This is a genomic window from Bacillus sp. FSL K6-1145, assembly GCF_038003425.1.
GTDB classification, from domain to species: domain Bacteria; phylum Bacillota; class Bacilli; order Bacillales; family Bacillaceae; genus Bacillus; species Bacillus pumilus.
Genome location: NZ_JBBOPC010000001.1, coordinates 443,780 through 459,150, shown reverse-complemented (window position 1 = coordinate 459,150; position 15,371 = coordinate 443,780). Strand labels below are relative to the sequence as shown.

The following is a 15,371-nucleotide window of genomic DNA, read 5'->3' as shown; positions in this document are numbered from 1 at the left end:
TCCCTTCAATTGAAACTAAATGTCACTTTGTCACTTAGTGTGTGACAAAATTGAAATATGATGTGAATTCTCTGTCAGAGCATAGGACAAATAGAGTAAAAAAGTTGATGTGCCGTGGTTTTGACGCAAAATTCATTGGAATTTCACAACTTTCAAATCGTCACTTCTTGTTTCCTCTTCTTAAATCGAATAGGCTTATACATGATCAAACCTATTCAATCAAGAAATGTCTGCGCAGACATGACACAGAAAAAGTGAACCATCTTGCTGTTTGTTTCGTTTACCTTTTAGAGTGAGCGGCACAATAGGAGGAGCGGTTTTTTCTGTGACTCACAGTTTACTGCCGCTTTCTTTCTGATACATGAGACATTTTCATAGGTAGAAAGGCGGTTATACACTTGTTGAAACATAGTAAGTGGCTTCTGCTCCTTATCGTTACGTTTGCTTTTTTCATTCCAAAGGAAGCATTTGCCCATGCATACGTCGTCAGCTCGAATCCAGCAGCAAATGAAGAGCTGGAGAAGCAGCCTCCTTCGGTCTCTATCACATTTAGTGAAGGAATTGAAAGTGGATTTCATGCCATTAAGGTGCTAAATGCAAAAGGGGATCGTGTGGATCAAGGAGATACGGTCATCAAAGATCAAAAAATCATGGAAGCAGCTTTAAAAAAGGATTTACCAAAGGGAATTTACACCATTCAATGGAATGCGGTATCAGCAGACGGACACTCTGTCTCTGGCATGATCCCATTTAGTATTGGCAAAGCGGATGGCGGTTTTGACCAATTAGATCAAGGTCAAACGAATGAATCCATCGATGTTGCCTCAACCATTGACAAAGCCTTTCTTTATACGTCGTTTAGCTTATTTCTCGGGACCATTTTGTTTGGACTGTTTTGGTTTAAAGCAGCCATTTCACCTGTATTAGCGAAACGAATGAAATGGCTTTTGACATTGTCACTGGTCATGATGGGCGGAGCACTCGTGTTCCAGCTGCCGATTCAAACAAAATCAGCAGCAGACGTGTCTTTTGGGGGAGCATTTCAGCCAGCGCTTTTACAAGAAACCATTGCATCGACTTCTGGCGGTAGTTTGTGGATGATGCTCATGGTGTCATTTGTGCTTCTAACCATTTGGAGCCTAGTTGCGATGAAAAAAGGGGATTTCACTTCTTTTCGGGTATGGTTGTTTCCACTGCTCCTATTCGCAGTACTTCTCTGGCTGAAGGCACAAATCGGACATCCAGCAGCAACGGATAATAAAATACTGACAACGTCACTTGATTTCATCCATCTCGTTTCTGCATCAATCTGGGTCGGTGGTTTAACAGCCATTGTGCTTTTATTGTTGAAGAAGCTGCCAAATGAAGATCAGCCGCTCTTACGGAATACGTTAACAGCGTTTCACCCTTGGGCACTGCTCTCTGTTGGACTCATTGTGTTTTCAGGATTTGTAAATGCGATCTTTATTTTGCAATCGTTTGATGCTCTTTTCGAATCAGCATACGGACGAACCTTTTTAATCAAGCTTGGCTTATTTATCTTGATGGGCCTTCTTGGGCTTGTCCATTACTTGATGCTAAGATGGGAAAAGAAACAGAAACAAAACGTTTCGTTACGAGCTGAGTGGATCATCGGAATCGCTATCTTGTTATTAACAGCTGTATTCACCAATATCCCGAGCCCTCCTCCGCCTGCACCTGAGCCGTTCTTCGGCGCAAACCAAGTGGAGCATCGTGACATTGTGTCCATGAGCATTACCCCTAATGCCCCGGGCAAAAACACATTCGAGGTCGCATTTACGAAGAAGGATGGACAAACGATTACTGATATTCAATCTGTGTCAGCCAAGATCCATAAAGTCACCTTATTCGGTGAAGAGAAACCGAGTGAATTTCAGCTGAAACGATTAAAAAATGGTCATTACTCTGCTGAAAACCTCTTGTTAAATGAAAAAGGTACTTGGAAAATTGACATCCATGCGTTAACTGGTTCTTTTGAAAATATTGATACCACATTTATTAGAAGAAACTAAAAGGAGTTCATACCATATGAAAAAATACGTTAAAGCTTTATTACCAATGCTTCTCGCTTCATTTTTATTGGCGATTCCTGTAAGTGCTCACGTCACAGTCAAACCTGATACGTCTGCGACAAATGCGTGGGAAACCTATACGTTAAAAGTTCCTTCTGAGAGTGACAGCCCAACGACTAAGGTTGTCTTGACAATACCTAAAGGCGTCGAATTCCAACAATATGAGCCAGTCTCTGGATGGAAAACGTCAACTGAAGAAAAAGATGGCAAGGTAACAAGAGTGACTTGGGAAGCAACGGGTAAAGGCGTGCTTGCCGGACAGTTCCAGCAATTCGTTTTTGTAGCGAAAAACCCTGAAAAAGCAGGCGAAGCTGCATGGGATGCGTATCAATATTATAAGGATGGAACGGTCGTTGAATGGACTGGCGATCAAGATGCTGATAAGCCGCATTCGATCACAAACATTGTCGCATCTAATACGGTAACGGATTCACATGGTCAAGAAAAACCAAAAGAAGAAAAGGCATCTGAAACAGCCTCCAATTCTTCTTCACCACTTGTGCTAGGGTTGTCCATTGCTGCTCTAGTCGTAGCACTGATTGCGCTTGTGCTTGCTTTTAGAAAGAAATAATTGATTCGTAAGCGATCGTTTTCACGGAAACGATCGCTTTGTTTCTTTCCACCTTGCCTGAACACGAGATGCAAGGCTTTGCCTGCAAGCTTGGACGATCAACCTCCATTTTCCCAACCTATTATTACCAATATAGGATTGAATAGGATGATGACGCATGCCATAATGAGACACATGACCACCTAGGAGGCTATAAGATGAACCATCTAATTATATTTGCTCATCCCCAGCAAAGCTTAAATCAAACCTTATTAGATCTTGTTGTCAGCACTCTTTTGAACAATGGTCATAAAGTGACTGTTCGTGATGTTTATGCTCTTGGTTTTTCACCAGAACTAAGCATCTTGGAAAAGGCTGCGATCAAACGGGGAGATGTCCCAATTGCCATTCAAACAGAGCAGAAGCTAATTCAGCAAGCAGATGTCCTAACGTTTATTTTCCCCATTTGGTGGACAGGCTTACCCGCTATGCTAAAGGGCTATGTAGAACGCGTTTTTTCTGAGGGCTTCGCTTATCAAATCAATGAGCATGGGGCTATTGAAAACCTGCTTCGGCACAAAAAAGGGGTCATTATCAACACGCACGATGCTCCAAGGACCTTTCTTGACTCTAACCGGATCGTTTCCGCTTCCCACCGAATGACATCAGATACAGAAGTCTTCAATTTTATTGGTGTTGAGCCTGTTGAACGACTTTTGTTCAGCAGCATGGAGCAGGCACCAGCAGATTACATCCACGACATTCTGAAAGAAACAAAAGAAACGGTGGAGCAGCTTTTTCCGCCGGCTGTTTAACATAAAAAAGACTGCCGAGATTCCTTATTCGGACAGTCTTTTTCACGTCTATTCGTCTAAACCAATGGATACATATTTGGTTTCTAAATAAGGTTCGATCCCTTCGATGCCGCCTTCACGGCCAATTCCGCTTTCTTTCATTCCTCCGAATGGTGCTTGAACAGCCGATGGGCCGCCATCATTCCAGCCAATAATCCCGTAATCAAGATTCTCTGAGATGTAGAGGCCGTTTCGATAATTTTCTGTAAAGAAATAAGCTGCAAGACCAAAAGGTGTATCGTTCGCTAATTCAATCGCTTCATCTAGCGTTTTGAACGTCGTAATCGGTGCCACTGGTCCAAAGGTTTCTTCATGCATGATGTTCATGGAAGGGTCCACATGTGTGAGAACCGTTGGCTGGACAAAATAATACGACTTGTCATCATCGAAATGCGTATCTCCGCCGACAAGGATTTTCGCCCCTTTATCGACTGCATCTTGAATTTGGCTGACAATTTTATCAAAGCCACGCTTGTTGATAATTGGGCCGATGGATGTGCCCTCTTCAAAGCCATTTCCCACTTTCAGCTTTTCGACCTCTTTGCTAAAGACTTGAGCAAATGCTTCATGAATGTCTTCATGCACAATTAAGCGGTTGGCACAAACACAGGTTTGTCCTGCATTACGGAATTTAGATGCCACTGCTTGTTTGACAGCTAGTTCAAGGTTGGCATCTTTGTCTACAATGAGCGGGGCATGACCACCAAGCTCCATTGATACGTGCTTGACTGTACTTGCACTGTTTTTGATCAAATGCTTTCCGACCGGCGTTGAGCCTGTGAACGTGATTTTGCGAATCAATGGACTATCTGTGAATATTTCACCGACTTCTTTTCCATCTCCAACCACCCATTGCAGGGCATCCTCTGGAATTCCGGCTTCGTGGCCTAATTTCACAAGTTCAATAGCCGTCAGCGGCGTATCTTCAGCAGGCTTCACAATAAACGTACAGCCCGCTGCAAGTGCTGGTGCTGCCTTTCTCGTGATCATGGCTGCTGGGAAATTCCACGGTGTAATGGCCGCAACAGGTCCAACTGGCTGCTTTGTGACAAAAAGGCGTTTGTTCGTCGTATGTGACGGAATGGTTCTGCCGTAGATTCGTTTGGCTTCCTCTGCGTACCATTCAATATATCCAGCCGCATAAACGATTTCGCCTAATGCTTCTTGATACGGCTTCCCGTTTTCTTCCGTGATGATTTTTGCGAGCCTTTCTTTATGTTCAATCATGAGATCAAACCACTTGCGAATGATATTGGCACGTTCATGCGCTGACGTTTTTGCCCATACTTTGAATGCTTGATGTGAGCGCGAAATGGCGTCTTCGATCTGTTCTTTTGTATGCTGAGCAACTGAAGCAATTTCTTCTCCTGTTGCAGGATTATACACTTTGAGTTCGTTTGTCATGCTCTACCGTCTCCTTCGTTCTTGGATTCATTACATATAGTATATACCCAATGAGTGCCCAACCTAAAAGCAATATCCATTCAGCTGGCCATGATAAGGAGGCCGGCATCCCTGGAAAATAAAATGAAAGAAACAGGAGACTCAGCCCGATGGCTAAAACGCCTGTCGTTCGCCAATACTTAATGCGGTACGGACGCTCAAGCTCTGGTTCTACTTTGCGAAGTCTCATAAAGGCAATGGACACAATTAAGTACCCGACGATGATCCCGACACCGCCTGCATTGACAATCCATACGAGAGCAGGGCGCCCTAATAATGGAGCGAAAAAGGCCATAGCACCAAGAAATAAAATAGCATTTGTCGGCGTTTTATACTTTGGATGAATATACGCAAACCATTTGGAAATCATGCCTCTTTCCGCCATCGCGTATAGAATACGGCTTGCACCGATAATAAAAGCATTCCAGCTCGTCACAATCCCTGCTACACCGCCAATGACAAGCACTGTCCCAAATGCTTGATGACCGAGAAGCTGCACCATGGCATCTGCTGTCGCCAATGAAGAGGCTTCAAGCTGTCCTTTTGATAGCCCCGCAGCTACCCCAAAGACAATAAGTAGGTAAAATACGACCGCACTCACGATGGAGATAATTAAAATTCTCCCAATGATTTTCTTTGGCGCATTAATCTCTGCGGCTACTTGCGGAATCACATCAAACCCAACGAATAAAAAAGGAATCATGACTAATACGGCCATAAGCCCGCCAACCCCGCCTTGAAACATTGGCTCAAGGTTTGCAAAATCTCCATTAAAAGTCGCGCCGCCTAAAAGGAGAAAGCCTGTCAAAATAATCGCTACTGTGAACACAGACTGAAAAATGGCTGCGGGCTTTGCCCCAATGTAATTCAGTGCTGTTAAAAACAGTGCACCGCCAGAACCAATCAATACCCATGTGAAATAAACGTCCCATCCCCCTATATTCCATAGGAAGCCAACATGCTGTGTTGGAATCACATAATCAATAACTGTCGGCAAGGCAACAGCCTCAAACGTAATGACGGACACATAACCAAACAATACGCCCCATGCTGAGACGAACGCTGATTTCATCCCAAATGCCCGCTGGACAAAGACGAGCCCTCCGCCTGTCTCTGGAATCGCAGACGAAAGCTCAGCATACGTCAGTCCAATAAAAATGACGAGAATACCGCCTATAACGAAGGCAATCACACTGCCTAAAAATCCAGCTGTTAAAATCCAATCTCCCGAAAGTACAACCCAGCCCCATCCAAGCATTGCACCAATGGATAAAAACAGTACGTCAGACTGCGACATGGTTTTTGCCATTTGTTGTTTTTGCATACAACCATCCCCTTTGTTGTTTAGCGTGCTTTGAAGGCGTCCTCGATGATCCCTAGTCCTTCATGAAGCAGCTCATCTGTGATGACAAGTGGTGTTAAAAAGCGAATAATATTCCCATTAATCCCTGCCGTTAATAAGAGTAGTCCGTGCTTGTTTGCATAGACTGCAATCGCTGCGGCTGTTTTCTTATCTGGTGTACGCGTTGTTTGATCTTCCACAATTTCAATCGCCGCCATTGCCCCTAATCGGCGTACTTCCCCGATGAATGAGTACTTACTTCTCCACTCATTCGCTTTGTCCTCAATGACTTGTCCGATGTGCTCAGATCGTTGATTTAGTTGTTCTGATTCAATAATATCAAGAACCGCTAGTGCTGCCACGCAGCCTAATGGACTTCCTGCATATGTTCCCCCTAGCTCCCCTGGATCTGCCGCATCAAGCAGTTCTTTTCTGCCGACGACACCGCTCAGCGGCAGGCCAGCTGCAAGTGATTTTGACACCGTGATTAAGTCAGGCACCACATCAAAGTGCTCAATCGCAAAATATTTCCCTGTTCTCGCAAAGCCTGTTTGGATCTCATCTGCTACAAAGACAATCCCGTGCTGCTGACAGAATGAAGCGACATGCTGAACAAAACGCTTCGATGGTACAATGAATCCGCCCTCCCCTTGGACTGGCTCCATGACCACACACGCAACGGTTTCTGGTGCAACGGCAGCGACGAAGAATTGATTGAATTGATCAATGATGTACTCATCGTAGGCTGCATCGCTTAACCCTTCTGGCTTCTGATAGTAATACGGGTATGGCGCTTGATACACCTCTGACGCAAATGGTCCGAACCCAAATTTATATGGCTTGACCTTACTCGTCATGCTCATCGTCATATTCGTTCTGCCGTGGAAGCCTCTTGTAAACGAGACAACGGCCTGTCTTTTCGTATATTTACGTGCAATTTTCACCGCATTTTCAACGGCTTCTGCGCCTGAATTGAGAAAAATGGCTTTCTTGTCATGATCGCCTGGTGTGAGGCGGCATAGCTTTTCAGCTAATTCAATATACGATTCGTACATCATCACGTTGAATCCTGGGTGAATCAGACTGTCTGCCTGTGCTTTGACGGCTTCCACAACCTTTGGATGTGAATGCCCTACATTTAACGTACCGATAGCACCGGCAAAATCGATAAAACGTTTCCCATCGATATCGAACAGCTCGGCTCCCTTCCCTTTTGCTGCAAGATGACGGTTGCCATTACTCACGCCTCTTGCGACGTATTGATCTCTTTTCTCCTGCCATTCCTCAGTTGAAAAACGGTTTGTTGTCGTTTGACTCATTGTCATCCATCCCCTTTATGTCTTTTTTATTATTCTGAATATTTTTTGGTATGATAGAAAGTACCAATATCATTTTTTTCATGGTACCAGAGAGGAAGGAATGAAAAAATGCTGACAATTCAACTAGATCAAACAGGGGCAAACGGATTTATTTATCATCAAATATACTCGAAAATTAAAGGTGAAATTTTAAATCGAAACCTTCAGCCGCACGATCAATTACCTTCAAAACGCGAGTTAGCCGATACATTAAATGTCAGCGTCAATTCAGTGAATGGCGCATATCAGCAGCTGCTTGCCGAAGGATATTTATATTCGGTTGAACGCAAAGGTTTTTTCGTGGAATCACTCGAAACATTTCATGAGTCAGGTCAGCTGAAACCCTCTTCTCTTCCAGCAGATTTAAAGGAAGAGCCGATTGCACGAGACGATTGGTATTCCTTTTCACATATCTCTGTTGATACAGCCAATTTTCCTTTTAAAAGCTGGCTGAAAAGTGAACAAAAGGCGATCAGTCTCCACCAAGAAGCATTTGGTGAGCTTCCGCATCCACAAGGCGTGTACGAGCTTCGAGAAACAATTGCTCGGTTAATCGGGCTTGCACGAGGAGTCAAATGCTATCCAGAACAGCTCATTTTAAGTGCAGGCACGCAGTCACTTATCCATTCGTTATCAAGCATTCTTCCAGCCGATCAAGTATACGGGTTAGAAAACCCTGGCTATCGCCGGCTCTATCAAATGCTAAAAAACAATCATCACCGAATTGAAACGATTGGCATTGATCAAAAAGGAGTGCGGATGAGTGACATTCAGAAGAAAGAGCCGAATGTGTTGATCATTACCCCTTCACATCAATTCCCAACAGGGGTGATTATGCCAATTTCCCGGCGGATTCAGCTCTTAAACTGGGCAGCCGATGAGCATGACCGTTATATCATTGAGGATGATTATGACAGTGAATTCAAGTATGGGACTGACAGCATTCCAGCACTGCAAAGTTTGGATCGATATGACAAAGTGATTTATATGGGAACCTTTTCAAAATCATTGCTGCCAGGCTTAAGGCTAAGTTACATGGTGCTCCCGCAGCATTTATTGAGACGTTATAAAGAAGAACAGCACTTCTTCATTCAAACAGCCAACCTTTTTACACAATACACCCTTCTTCATTTTATAAAGGATGGGGCGTATCAGCGACATATCAAAAAAATGAATGGTTTATATGAGGAAAAGCGGAAGCAACTCATTGAAGAGCTCGACACGGTGTTTGCTGACAACGTGCGGATTATTGGGGAAAATGCTGGACTTCATTTTATCGCAGAGTTCCGTTCAAACCGCACGCAGCATGAGATTTTACAGCGAGCCAAAGAAAGAAAGCTGAAAATGTATGGAATGGACCGTTTTACCCTTGATGAGCAATTACCGGGGCATCAGGAAGGATTTGTTCCGCTCGTCCTCGGCTTCTCTCATATGAGACCAGAGGATATTGAGCCGGCGGTAAAACGTCTGTATGAGGCGATTTATGGGAAATAAAACAGCCAGCTGCTCTTCATAGACAGCTGGCTTACCACCGTTCTTTATCTACAGCTAGAATGGATGATACGAGTCCAGGAAAAGCGGTCTCGATATCTTCTTTTCTTAAAGAATAGTAGCGGTGTTTCCCTTCAATCCTCACTTTCACGACGCCTGCCTCCCTCAGCACTTTGAAGTGATGGGAAAGCGTAGATTTGGCAATATTCATCTCATACGTACCGCATGTCCTCTCCCCCGCTTCTGCTAAGCAGCGGACAATTTCTAACCGAATTGGATCAGCCAATGCGTGCAAAACAGAAATCAGTCTCATGTCTTCTTGGGTTGGATGGTTTGGATTCGTCATACGTAAAATTTATCTTATTTTTTTCTCACAAACAATCTCATTTACAAGTAACGATACACATATTGGAACTTCAATTAATAGGGATAGCTCATACCACCGGAACTTCTATAATGAATTCCGAAAGAAATAGAAATAAAATGACCACTCCTCAAAAAGATGATATTAATGGAGTAAAGAATATTTATAAATAAAGAAATGCGAGGAAATTAAATGATTAAGTATAAAAAATATTATTTATTTTTATCTCACTAATATTATTCGTTACAATTTACATGTATTATCCTATTCACTTACCTAAAGAAAATGAACTGGAATCAGACTCTAAAAAAAATACTATTTTACTTTCAAAAGATTTTAATGTTGCTGATGGTATTGAAGAGATGGTATTACAATCTGATGTTATAGTTGTAGGTCACTATCAGAAATTACTTAAAAGTTGGAACATGTCTGGTTCCTCTGAACCTTCCGAATTTACTGAAGGCCATCTTTATCAATTTAAAGTAGAAGATACCCTAAAAGGTAATAGTGAAAGTATCATCAAAATTAACCATCGCTATTCGGAAACTGTACCAATTGAAGTCACATCAGGAGATGAGATAATTTCCGATGAAGGAATTTTAATTAAGGATGCATCAAAAAAGCAAGTATATACTGTTACAAATAAAGATCCTTTGTATATTAAACCAGAATTAAACCAAAAATACATTGCCTTTTTACAAAAAGGAAACACTGGGAACTATTTCGGATCTCTTGAACCGTATCTTATTAAATTTAATGAAGAAGACATTGCTATTCTACAAAGTAACTTAACTGATCTTCAAAAAGAAAATCTCTCCTTCAATAAAAATTTAGGTGGACAAAATATTACAGTTACTAACGACATTCATCAACAAGTTATAGATAACATTTCAGGGGACAAGTTTGATTCGATAAAAGAAAAAATAATTGAAATAAGCCAAAATTAGAATACAATAATATTAAAAGGAGGTATAAAATTGATTATCAAGAAAGTATTTACATTATTTATTTTTATTTCAATTATTTCGGTGTTAACTGCCTGTCAAACAGAAGAAAATAACGAAAAAGTAGTGTCAAAAAAGCAGACTGCTGCCGAAGTTTTAGCACTTGAAAAAGATGCTGATATTTTTCAGCTGAATGGAACAGTCTATAAAACTAATATCGATTGGGTAAACAAATTGACGTTAACGAAAAAGAAAAAAGTAGGGACAATTAAGAATACAGCAAATAGCTCTTTTAAAGACGGCACTGCATCTATCCTACAAAAAGGGACTGTGATTTTTTCAGTAAACGAAAGAGATGACATTTTGATAGCTGAAGTGGATGGACAAATAAAAAAATATTATGCTCTTACAGAAGGATGATTCGCTAATCTGAAATAAGAATATTGAACTCCAGAGACTACTCCATCATCGATATAATGATCATGGAAAGTAAGGGTGTTGAAACTCATTCGGGCGATTGATTATTAATTTTAATTGAATTCAGTCATTGTTATAAATTTCACTTGATGATTCATCTTCCAATTAATATAGTGTTTGTCGGAGAATAGTTATAAAACATTTCTAATTTTAAAAATGATCTAGAATATTACATTTAGGCATTATCAGAGAGCATCCTTACGGGACTTGCTCATGATAACGCCTTTTTTTCATTGCTGGACGCTATTATCACATACCTGTACTTATACTATTGTAAGAAAAATAACAATGAATGAAATTGATTTATATTGTATCAAGTGATATTTAAATTTTTCATAGATAACATTCTAGTGACTTCGAACAAAATGCACTGACACTCACTTTGGATATTAGTATTTGATAAGTTGACATCATAGCTGTATCTCCATTTATCTTAAGATATAAAGTGATTTTCTTGTCAAGAGTCATTTCGTTATGTAGGGTTAGCCATTATGCTCATCGGTACATTGCTAGCTACATCGGTACATTTCTTACCGATTTCTTTACAAATGTCAACAATGCTTGTTAGTGTGTTCATTATTTTATTTGGTACAGGTACGGCTTTACCAAACTGTTTAAGCTTAGCGCTCATTGACTTTCAAGACGTCATTGGTTCTGCTGGTGCGATATTTAGCTTAGGTTATTATTTAATCGTCAGCGCTATCATCTATGGGATGAGTGTGTTCCATAACGGAACAGTCTTTGCGATGCCACTATATTTTTTAGTACTAGGCATGGCTATGCTTTTAATAAGCTTGTCCTTACTTGTTCAAAAAGATGGAGGAAGAAAGTGGAGGTCATAGATTTACCAATAGAATTCGAGTTCAATGGGCAAACAAATTGAATTTACCCTAGTTTCATTGTTGAGAACACTTAGACCGTTTTGCCCTTGATGAGCAATTGCCGGAGCATCAGGCAGGTTTTGTTCCACTCGTCCTCGGATATGAAACGGCTGTATGAAGCCGTTTTCGGGAAATAAAACAGCCAGCTGCTCTTCACAGACAGCTGGCTTACCACCGCTCTTTATCTACGGCTAGAATGGATGACATGAGCCCAGGAAAAGCGGTCTCGATGTCTTGTTTTCTTAAAGAATAGTAGCGGTGTTTTCCATCAATTCTCACTTTCACAATGCCTGCCTCCCTCAGCACTTTGAAGTGATGTGACAGCGTGGATTTGGCAATATTCATCTCATACGTGCCGCATGTCCTCTCCCCCGTTTCCGCTAAACAGCGGACAATTTCTAAACGGACAGGATCAGCCAAAGCGTGCAGCACAGAAATCAGTCTCATGTCTTCTTGGGTTGGATAGATTGGATTATTCATACGATAAATGTATCGTATTTTGTGCCAACATACAATTTTCTTACTCGCCTCATAAAGTAACGATACATCCTTCGCAAACGACTATGACCATATACAAGCTTTCTTGAAGGGAAGGACCTCATTTGACACGAAAGATATGGACTTACTTATGTATGATGTTACTCGCCATTTGCTTATGTGGATGCCAATCCGTCCGGTATGCCGAATCTAAACCACCTAATGCAGAAGAGTTATTAGCTCTCGATGAACAGGCAGATTTATTTCAATGGGAAAAAACTGTCTATGAAGCAAATGTAGATTGGACCCATCAACTAACCGTCACTAAAGATCAGCAATTAGGTGTGATTCAGAAAACAGCTGCCGAACATTTTAATCACGGCACAGCTTCCCAGCTGAAAAAAGGGACAGCGATTTACTCTGTAAAGGAGCGAAAAGACCTTTTGATCGCCGAACTTAACGGACAGATCATCATATATGCCGCACATGCAGAAGGATAAAACACCTGTCATAAGATAGGTGTTTTTTAAGTTTCTTTTCTTGTCATAGGTCATTGGTTTTGTTATCATTGCAAAAGTGACCACTCGGTTTCCATTGTGACCATATGGTTTTGCCGATCGGAAAGGACTTATGAAGATGAATGAAAAGCAAGAAGAGATTTTGCGGGTTTCGAAGAAATTATTTTCTCAAAAAGGCTATATGAGTGTCTCCATGCAGTCAATTGCCGATGCCTGTAAAATATCAAAAGCGTCTATTTATAAGCTGTTTGATTCAAAGGAAGCTCTTCTATTAGAACTGATTAAATACAATCAGTGCAAAATGAGAGAGATTTCTCAAATCATTCATTCAGAAACGTCGCTGTCCAAAAAGGAAAAATTCACAAAGAAGATCAAGCTTGAGCTTGAAGAGTTTAAAGAGAATCATAAATTTTTGAATATGCTGTCCTTTGAAGCTTTTTCACAGCATTCGCCCATTGTCATTAAGCATTTACGAGAAACACGCTCTATTATCATGCAGCGCCACAGAGACATTATTTTAAGCACATATGGTGAATCTGTTGCGCCTTACGTCTGGGATCTTGTCATTGTCCTCAACGGATTAATGAGAGAATTCATCTTAATGTTGGCGATTGAGCGCAAGAACATCCAATTAGAAAATGCCGCCGAAATGATTATCGGTGTGATGGATCGTGTATCGAAAAAGCCCTGCTCTATTGAGCCTGTGCTAACAGATCAGCTGATGGACTCTTATTTGCTTTCCACACAGGACGAATATGATGAAGAAAAGCTTGTCATCTCGTACTTAACGAAGATCAAACAAGAGCTTCACACACTGTCAAACGGGGAAGAAAAGGACGATCTCCTGTCTGCGTTTGAACTGCTAAGTGAAGAATTATCAAAGGATCAACCGAGAACCTTTTTAATCAGCTCACTACTCGATTATTTAGGCAAAAACAGCGTTTTATCACAAAACGTGTCACAGCTGAAAAGCATCATCTTATAGATAAAGAAGGGATAACATGAACCAATCTACAACATCGTATAATCGATCTGTGATTGTGGGGATTTTCCTCGTTGGGGCATTCGTCGCGATTTTAAACCAAACGCTGCTCATACCAGCGATCCCACATATCATGGAGGAATTCAATATTGATGTCAGCAAAGGACAGTGGCTCACCACAGCCTTTATGCTGACAAACGGGATTCTCATCCCGATCACGGCTTTCTTAATCGAGAAATTTTCAAGCCGTTCTTTAGTTTTAACAGCGCTTAGCATCTTTACAGCCGGTACAATTCTTGCTTCATTCGCAACGAATTTCCCTGTATTACTTGCAGCGCGTATTGTGCAGGCAGCTGGCGCAGGAATTTTAATGCCGCTGATGCAAACGATCTTTTTAACCATTTTCCCGAAAGAAAAACGCGGGCAGGCAATGGGCATGGTCGGACTTGTCATATCTTTCGCACCAGCTCTTGGACCGACACTTGGCGGCTGGATTGTTGATTCCTTCAGCTGGAAGTTCTTGTTCTATATTGTTCTGCCAATCGGTATCATTGATCTCATTCTTGCTTTCTTCTTAATGAAAAATGTAACGCAGCAAAGAGAGACACGTATTGATGTTTTATCTGTCATCTTGTCGTCCTTCGGTTTCGGCGGACTGCTTTACGGATTTTCTAGTGTTGGCACATACGGCTGGACAAGTGCCACTGTCCTCATTTCGTTGATTGTCGGCGCTGTGAGCTTGTTCTTCTTTATTCTGCGCCAGTCGAATTTGACAAGGCCGATGCTTGAATTTGGTGTCTTTAAGTTTGCAATCTTTAGCTTGACGACCTTTCTTGGGATGCTTGTCTTTGCTTTATTGATTGGGACAGAGACGATTCTGCCGCTCTATACGCAGAATGTCAGAGGGTTGTCTGCTCTTGATACAGGACTGATCTTATTGCCAGGTGCTCTCTTTATGGGGCTCCTCTCACCAATTATTGGACGGATTTTTGATAAAGTCGGCGGAAAAGGGCTGGCATTAGGCGGGTTTACGATACTTACCGTGACGACCTTGCCATTTATGCTGCTCACCCTTGATTCATCGATCGCCCTCATTACGGTCGCTTACACGCTTCGCTTAATCGGGGTTGGGATGATCATGATGCCGCTGACAACAGCAGGTATCAACTCTTTACCGCCTCATTTGATCCCGCATGGGACAGCGATGAATAATACGATGAGACAAATGGGCGGTTCCATTGGGACGGCTGTGCTTGTCTCCATCATGAGCAGCTCTGCTGCAAATGCAGAATTAGCCAGCCCATTAAAATCAGCCGTTCATGGAATGAATACGTCATTCTTCATTTCTGGTCTGATTGCGGTCATTGGGCTTGTCCTCTCCTTTTTCTTAAAGGAAAAACGCAATAATAAAGTGATGAAGCAGGAGCTATCTTCCTCATCATCTTCTTCATAAGAAAAAGAGCTCGGCATATTGCCGGCTCTTTTTTCATATACTCACGCTATACCGTCCTCTCTGAAAACACATTTGTATTTCTAGTGAAGAAAAACCTTGATAATTTGAAGAAAAGAGTTGATAATAGGAACTATTCAATTTGTG

At 41.7% G+C, this 15,371-nt stretch carries 15 protein-coding genes and 1 pseudogene; 11 read left to right on the top strand and 5 right to left on the bottom strand.

The genetic code is table 11. The annotated features are described in order from the left end of the window. Window positions 1–398 precede the first annotated feature (398 nt). The 3 genes from MHH41_RS02200 (at window position 399) to MHH41_RS02190 (ending at window position 3,458) form a co-directional block, all read left to right on the top strand. Window positions 399–2,033, top strand: a complete 1,635-nt coding sequence (locus tag MHH41_RS02200; protein WP_340865525.1) for a copper resistance CopC/CopD family protein — start codon at window positions 399–401, stop codon at window positions 2,031–2,033. Between the two features lie 16 nt (window positions 2,034–2,049). After that, complete coding sequence (locus MHH41_RS02195) at window positions 2,050–2,664, top strand: YcnI family copper-binding membrane protein (protein WP_003214390.1); 615 nt, start codon at window positions 2,050–2,052, stop codon at window positions 2,662–2,664. A gap of 197 nt (window positions 2,665–2,861) precedes the next feature. Then, entirely contained in the window at window positions 2,862–3,458 is a 597-nt protein-coding gene (locus MHH41_RS02190; protein ID WP_137055609.1) for an NAD(P)H-dependent oxidoreductase, read from the top strand. A gap of 48 nt (window positions 3,459–3,506) precedes the next feature. On the opposite strand, the gene MHH41_RS02185 is transcribed toward MHH41_RS02190, so the two are convergent. Genes MHH41_RS02185 through gabT form a run of 3 tightly spaced genes read right to left on the bottom strand, consistent with a single transcriptional unit; the run spans window position 3,507 to window position 7,601 of the window. Continuing rightward, window positions 3,507–4,901 (bottom strand): NAD-dependent succinate-semialdehyde dehydrogenase, encoded by a 1,395-nt coding sequence (locus MHH41_RS02185; protein ID WP_253621852.1) that lies wholly within the window; start codon window positions 4,899–4,901, stop codon window positions 3,507–3,509. Then, window positions 4,876–6,264, bottom strand: coding sequence for an APC family permease (locus tag MHH41_RS02180; RefSeq protein WP_340865524.1), 1,389 nt, complete (start codon window positions 6,262–6,264; stop codon window positions 4,876–4,878). The genes MHH41_RS02185 and MHH41_RS02180 overlap by 26 nt, the downstream gene beginning before the upstream one ends. A gap of 20 nt (window positions 6,265–6,284) precedes the next feature. Further along, window positions 6,285–7,601, bottom strand: a complete 1,317-nt coding sequence (gene gabT, locus MHH41_RS02175; protein WP_340865523.1) for a 4-aminobutyrate--2-oxoglutarate transaminase — start codon at window positions 7,599–7,601, stop codon at window positions 6,285–6,287. A gap of 108 nt (window positions 7,602–7,709) precedes the next feature. Here gabT and gabR point away from each other — a divergent pair, with 108 nt between their 5' ends. Next, window positions 7,710–9,134, top strand: coding sequence for a MocR-like transcriptional regulator GabR (gabR, locus tag MHH41_RS02170; RefSeq protein ID WP_340865521.1), 1,425 nt, complete (start codon window positions 7,710–7,712; stop codon window positions 9,132–9,134). A gap of 31 nt (window positions 9,135–9,165) precedes the next feature. Here the strand turns inward: gabR and MHH41_RS02165 are convergent, their stop codons facing one another. Next, window positions 9,166–9,477, bottom strand: coding sequence for an ArsR/SmtB family transcription factor (locus MHH41_RS02165; protein WP_050945503.1), 312 nt, complete (start codon window positions 9,475–9,477; stop codon window positions 9,166–9,168). A gap of 77 nt (window positions 9,478–9,554) precedes the next feature. Between MHH41_RS02165 and MHH41_RS02160 the strand changes: the two are divergent. The 4 genes and pseudogenes from MHH41_RS02160 to MHH41_RS02145 form a co-directional block, all read left to right on the top strand. Next, window positions 9,555–9,668: pseudogene (locus MHH41_RS02160) on the top strand (matrixin family metalloprotease); the annotation flags it as partial. 81 nt (window positions 9,669–9,749) lie between these two features. Next, window positions 9,750–10,442: a cardiolipin synthase gene (locus MHH41_RS02155; RefSeq protein WP_340865520.1), complete on the top strand. Its 693-nt coding sequence runs from the start codon at window positions 9,750–9,752 to the stop codon at window positions 10,440–10,442. Window positions 10,443–10,472: 30 nt separating this feature from the next. After that, window positions 10,473–10,859, top strand: coding sequence for a hypothetical protein (locus MHH41_RS02150; protein WP_310026018.1), 387 nt, complete (start codon window positions 10,473–10,475; stop codon window positions 10,857–10,859). 548 nt (window positions 10,860–11,407) lie between these two features. Next, a complete protein-coding gene (locus tag MHH41_RS02145) occupies window positions 11,408–11,758 on the top strand; it encodes a hypothetical protein (protein ID WP_310026016.1) in 351 nt (116 codons plus the stop codon). Between the two features lie 207 nt (window positions 11,759–11,965). Here the strand turns inward: MHH41_RS02145 and MHH41_RS02140 are convergent, their stop codons facing one another. Then, the gene (locus tag MHH41_RS02140; protein WP_050945500.1) at window positions 11,966–12,277 is read right to left on the bottom strand and encodes an ArsR/SmtB family transcription factor; all 312 of its coding nucleotides are present in this window, start codon (window positions 12,275–12,277) and stop codon (window positions 11,966–11,968) included. A gap of 122 nt (window positions 12,278–12,399) precedes the next feature. On the opposite strand from MHH41_RS02140, the gene MHH41_RS02135 reads away from it, so the two are divergent. From MHH41_RS02135 to MHH41_RS02125, 3 genes are all read left to right on the top strand, one after another. After that, window positions 12,400–12,774 carry a hypothetical protein gene (locus tag MHH41_RS02135; RefSeq protein WP_251191126.1) on the top strand — a complete coding sequence of 125 codons (375 nt, stop codon included), beginning with the start codon at window positions 12,400–12,402 and terminating at the stop codon, window positions 12,772–12,774. Window positions 12,775–12,910: 136 nt separating this feature from the next. After that, a complete protein-coding gene (locus tag MHH41_RS02130) occupies window positions 12,911–13,777 on the top strand; it encodes a TetR/AcrR family transcriptional regulator (RefSeq protein WP_144495302.1) in 867 nt (288 codons plus the stop codon). A 16-nt stretch (window positions 13,778–13,793) separates the two neighbouring features. Then, window positions 13,794–15,227 (top strand): MDR family MFS transporter, encoded by a 1,434-nt coding sequence (locus tag MHH41_RS02125; protein ID WP_050945497.1) that lies wholly within the window; start codon window positions 13,794–13,796, stop codon window positions 15,225–15,227. Window positions 15,228–15,371: the final 144 nt, after the last annotated feature.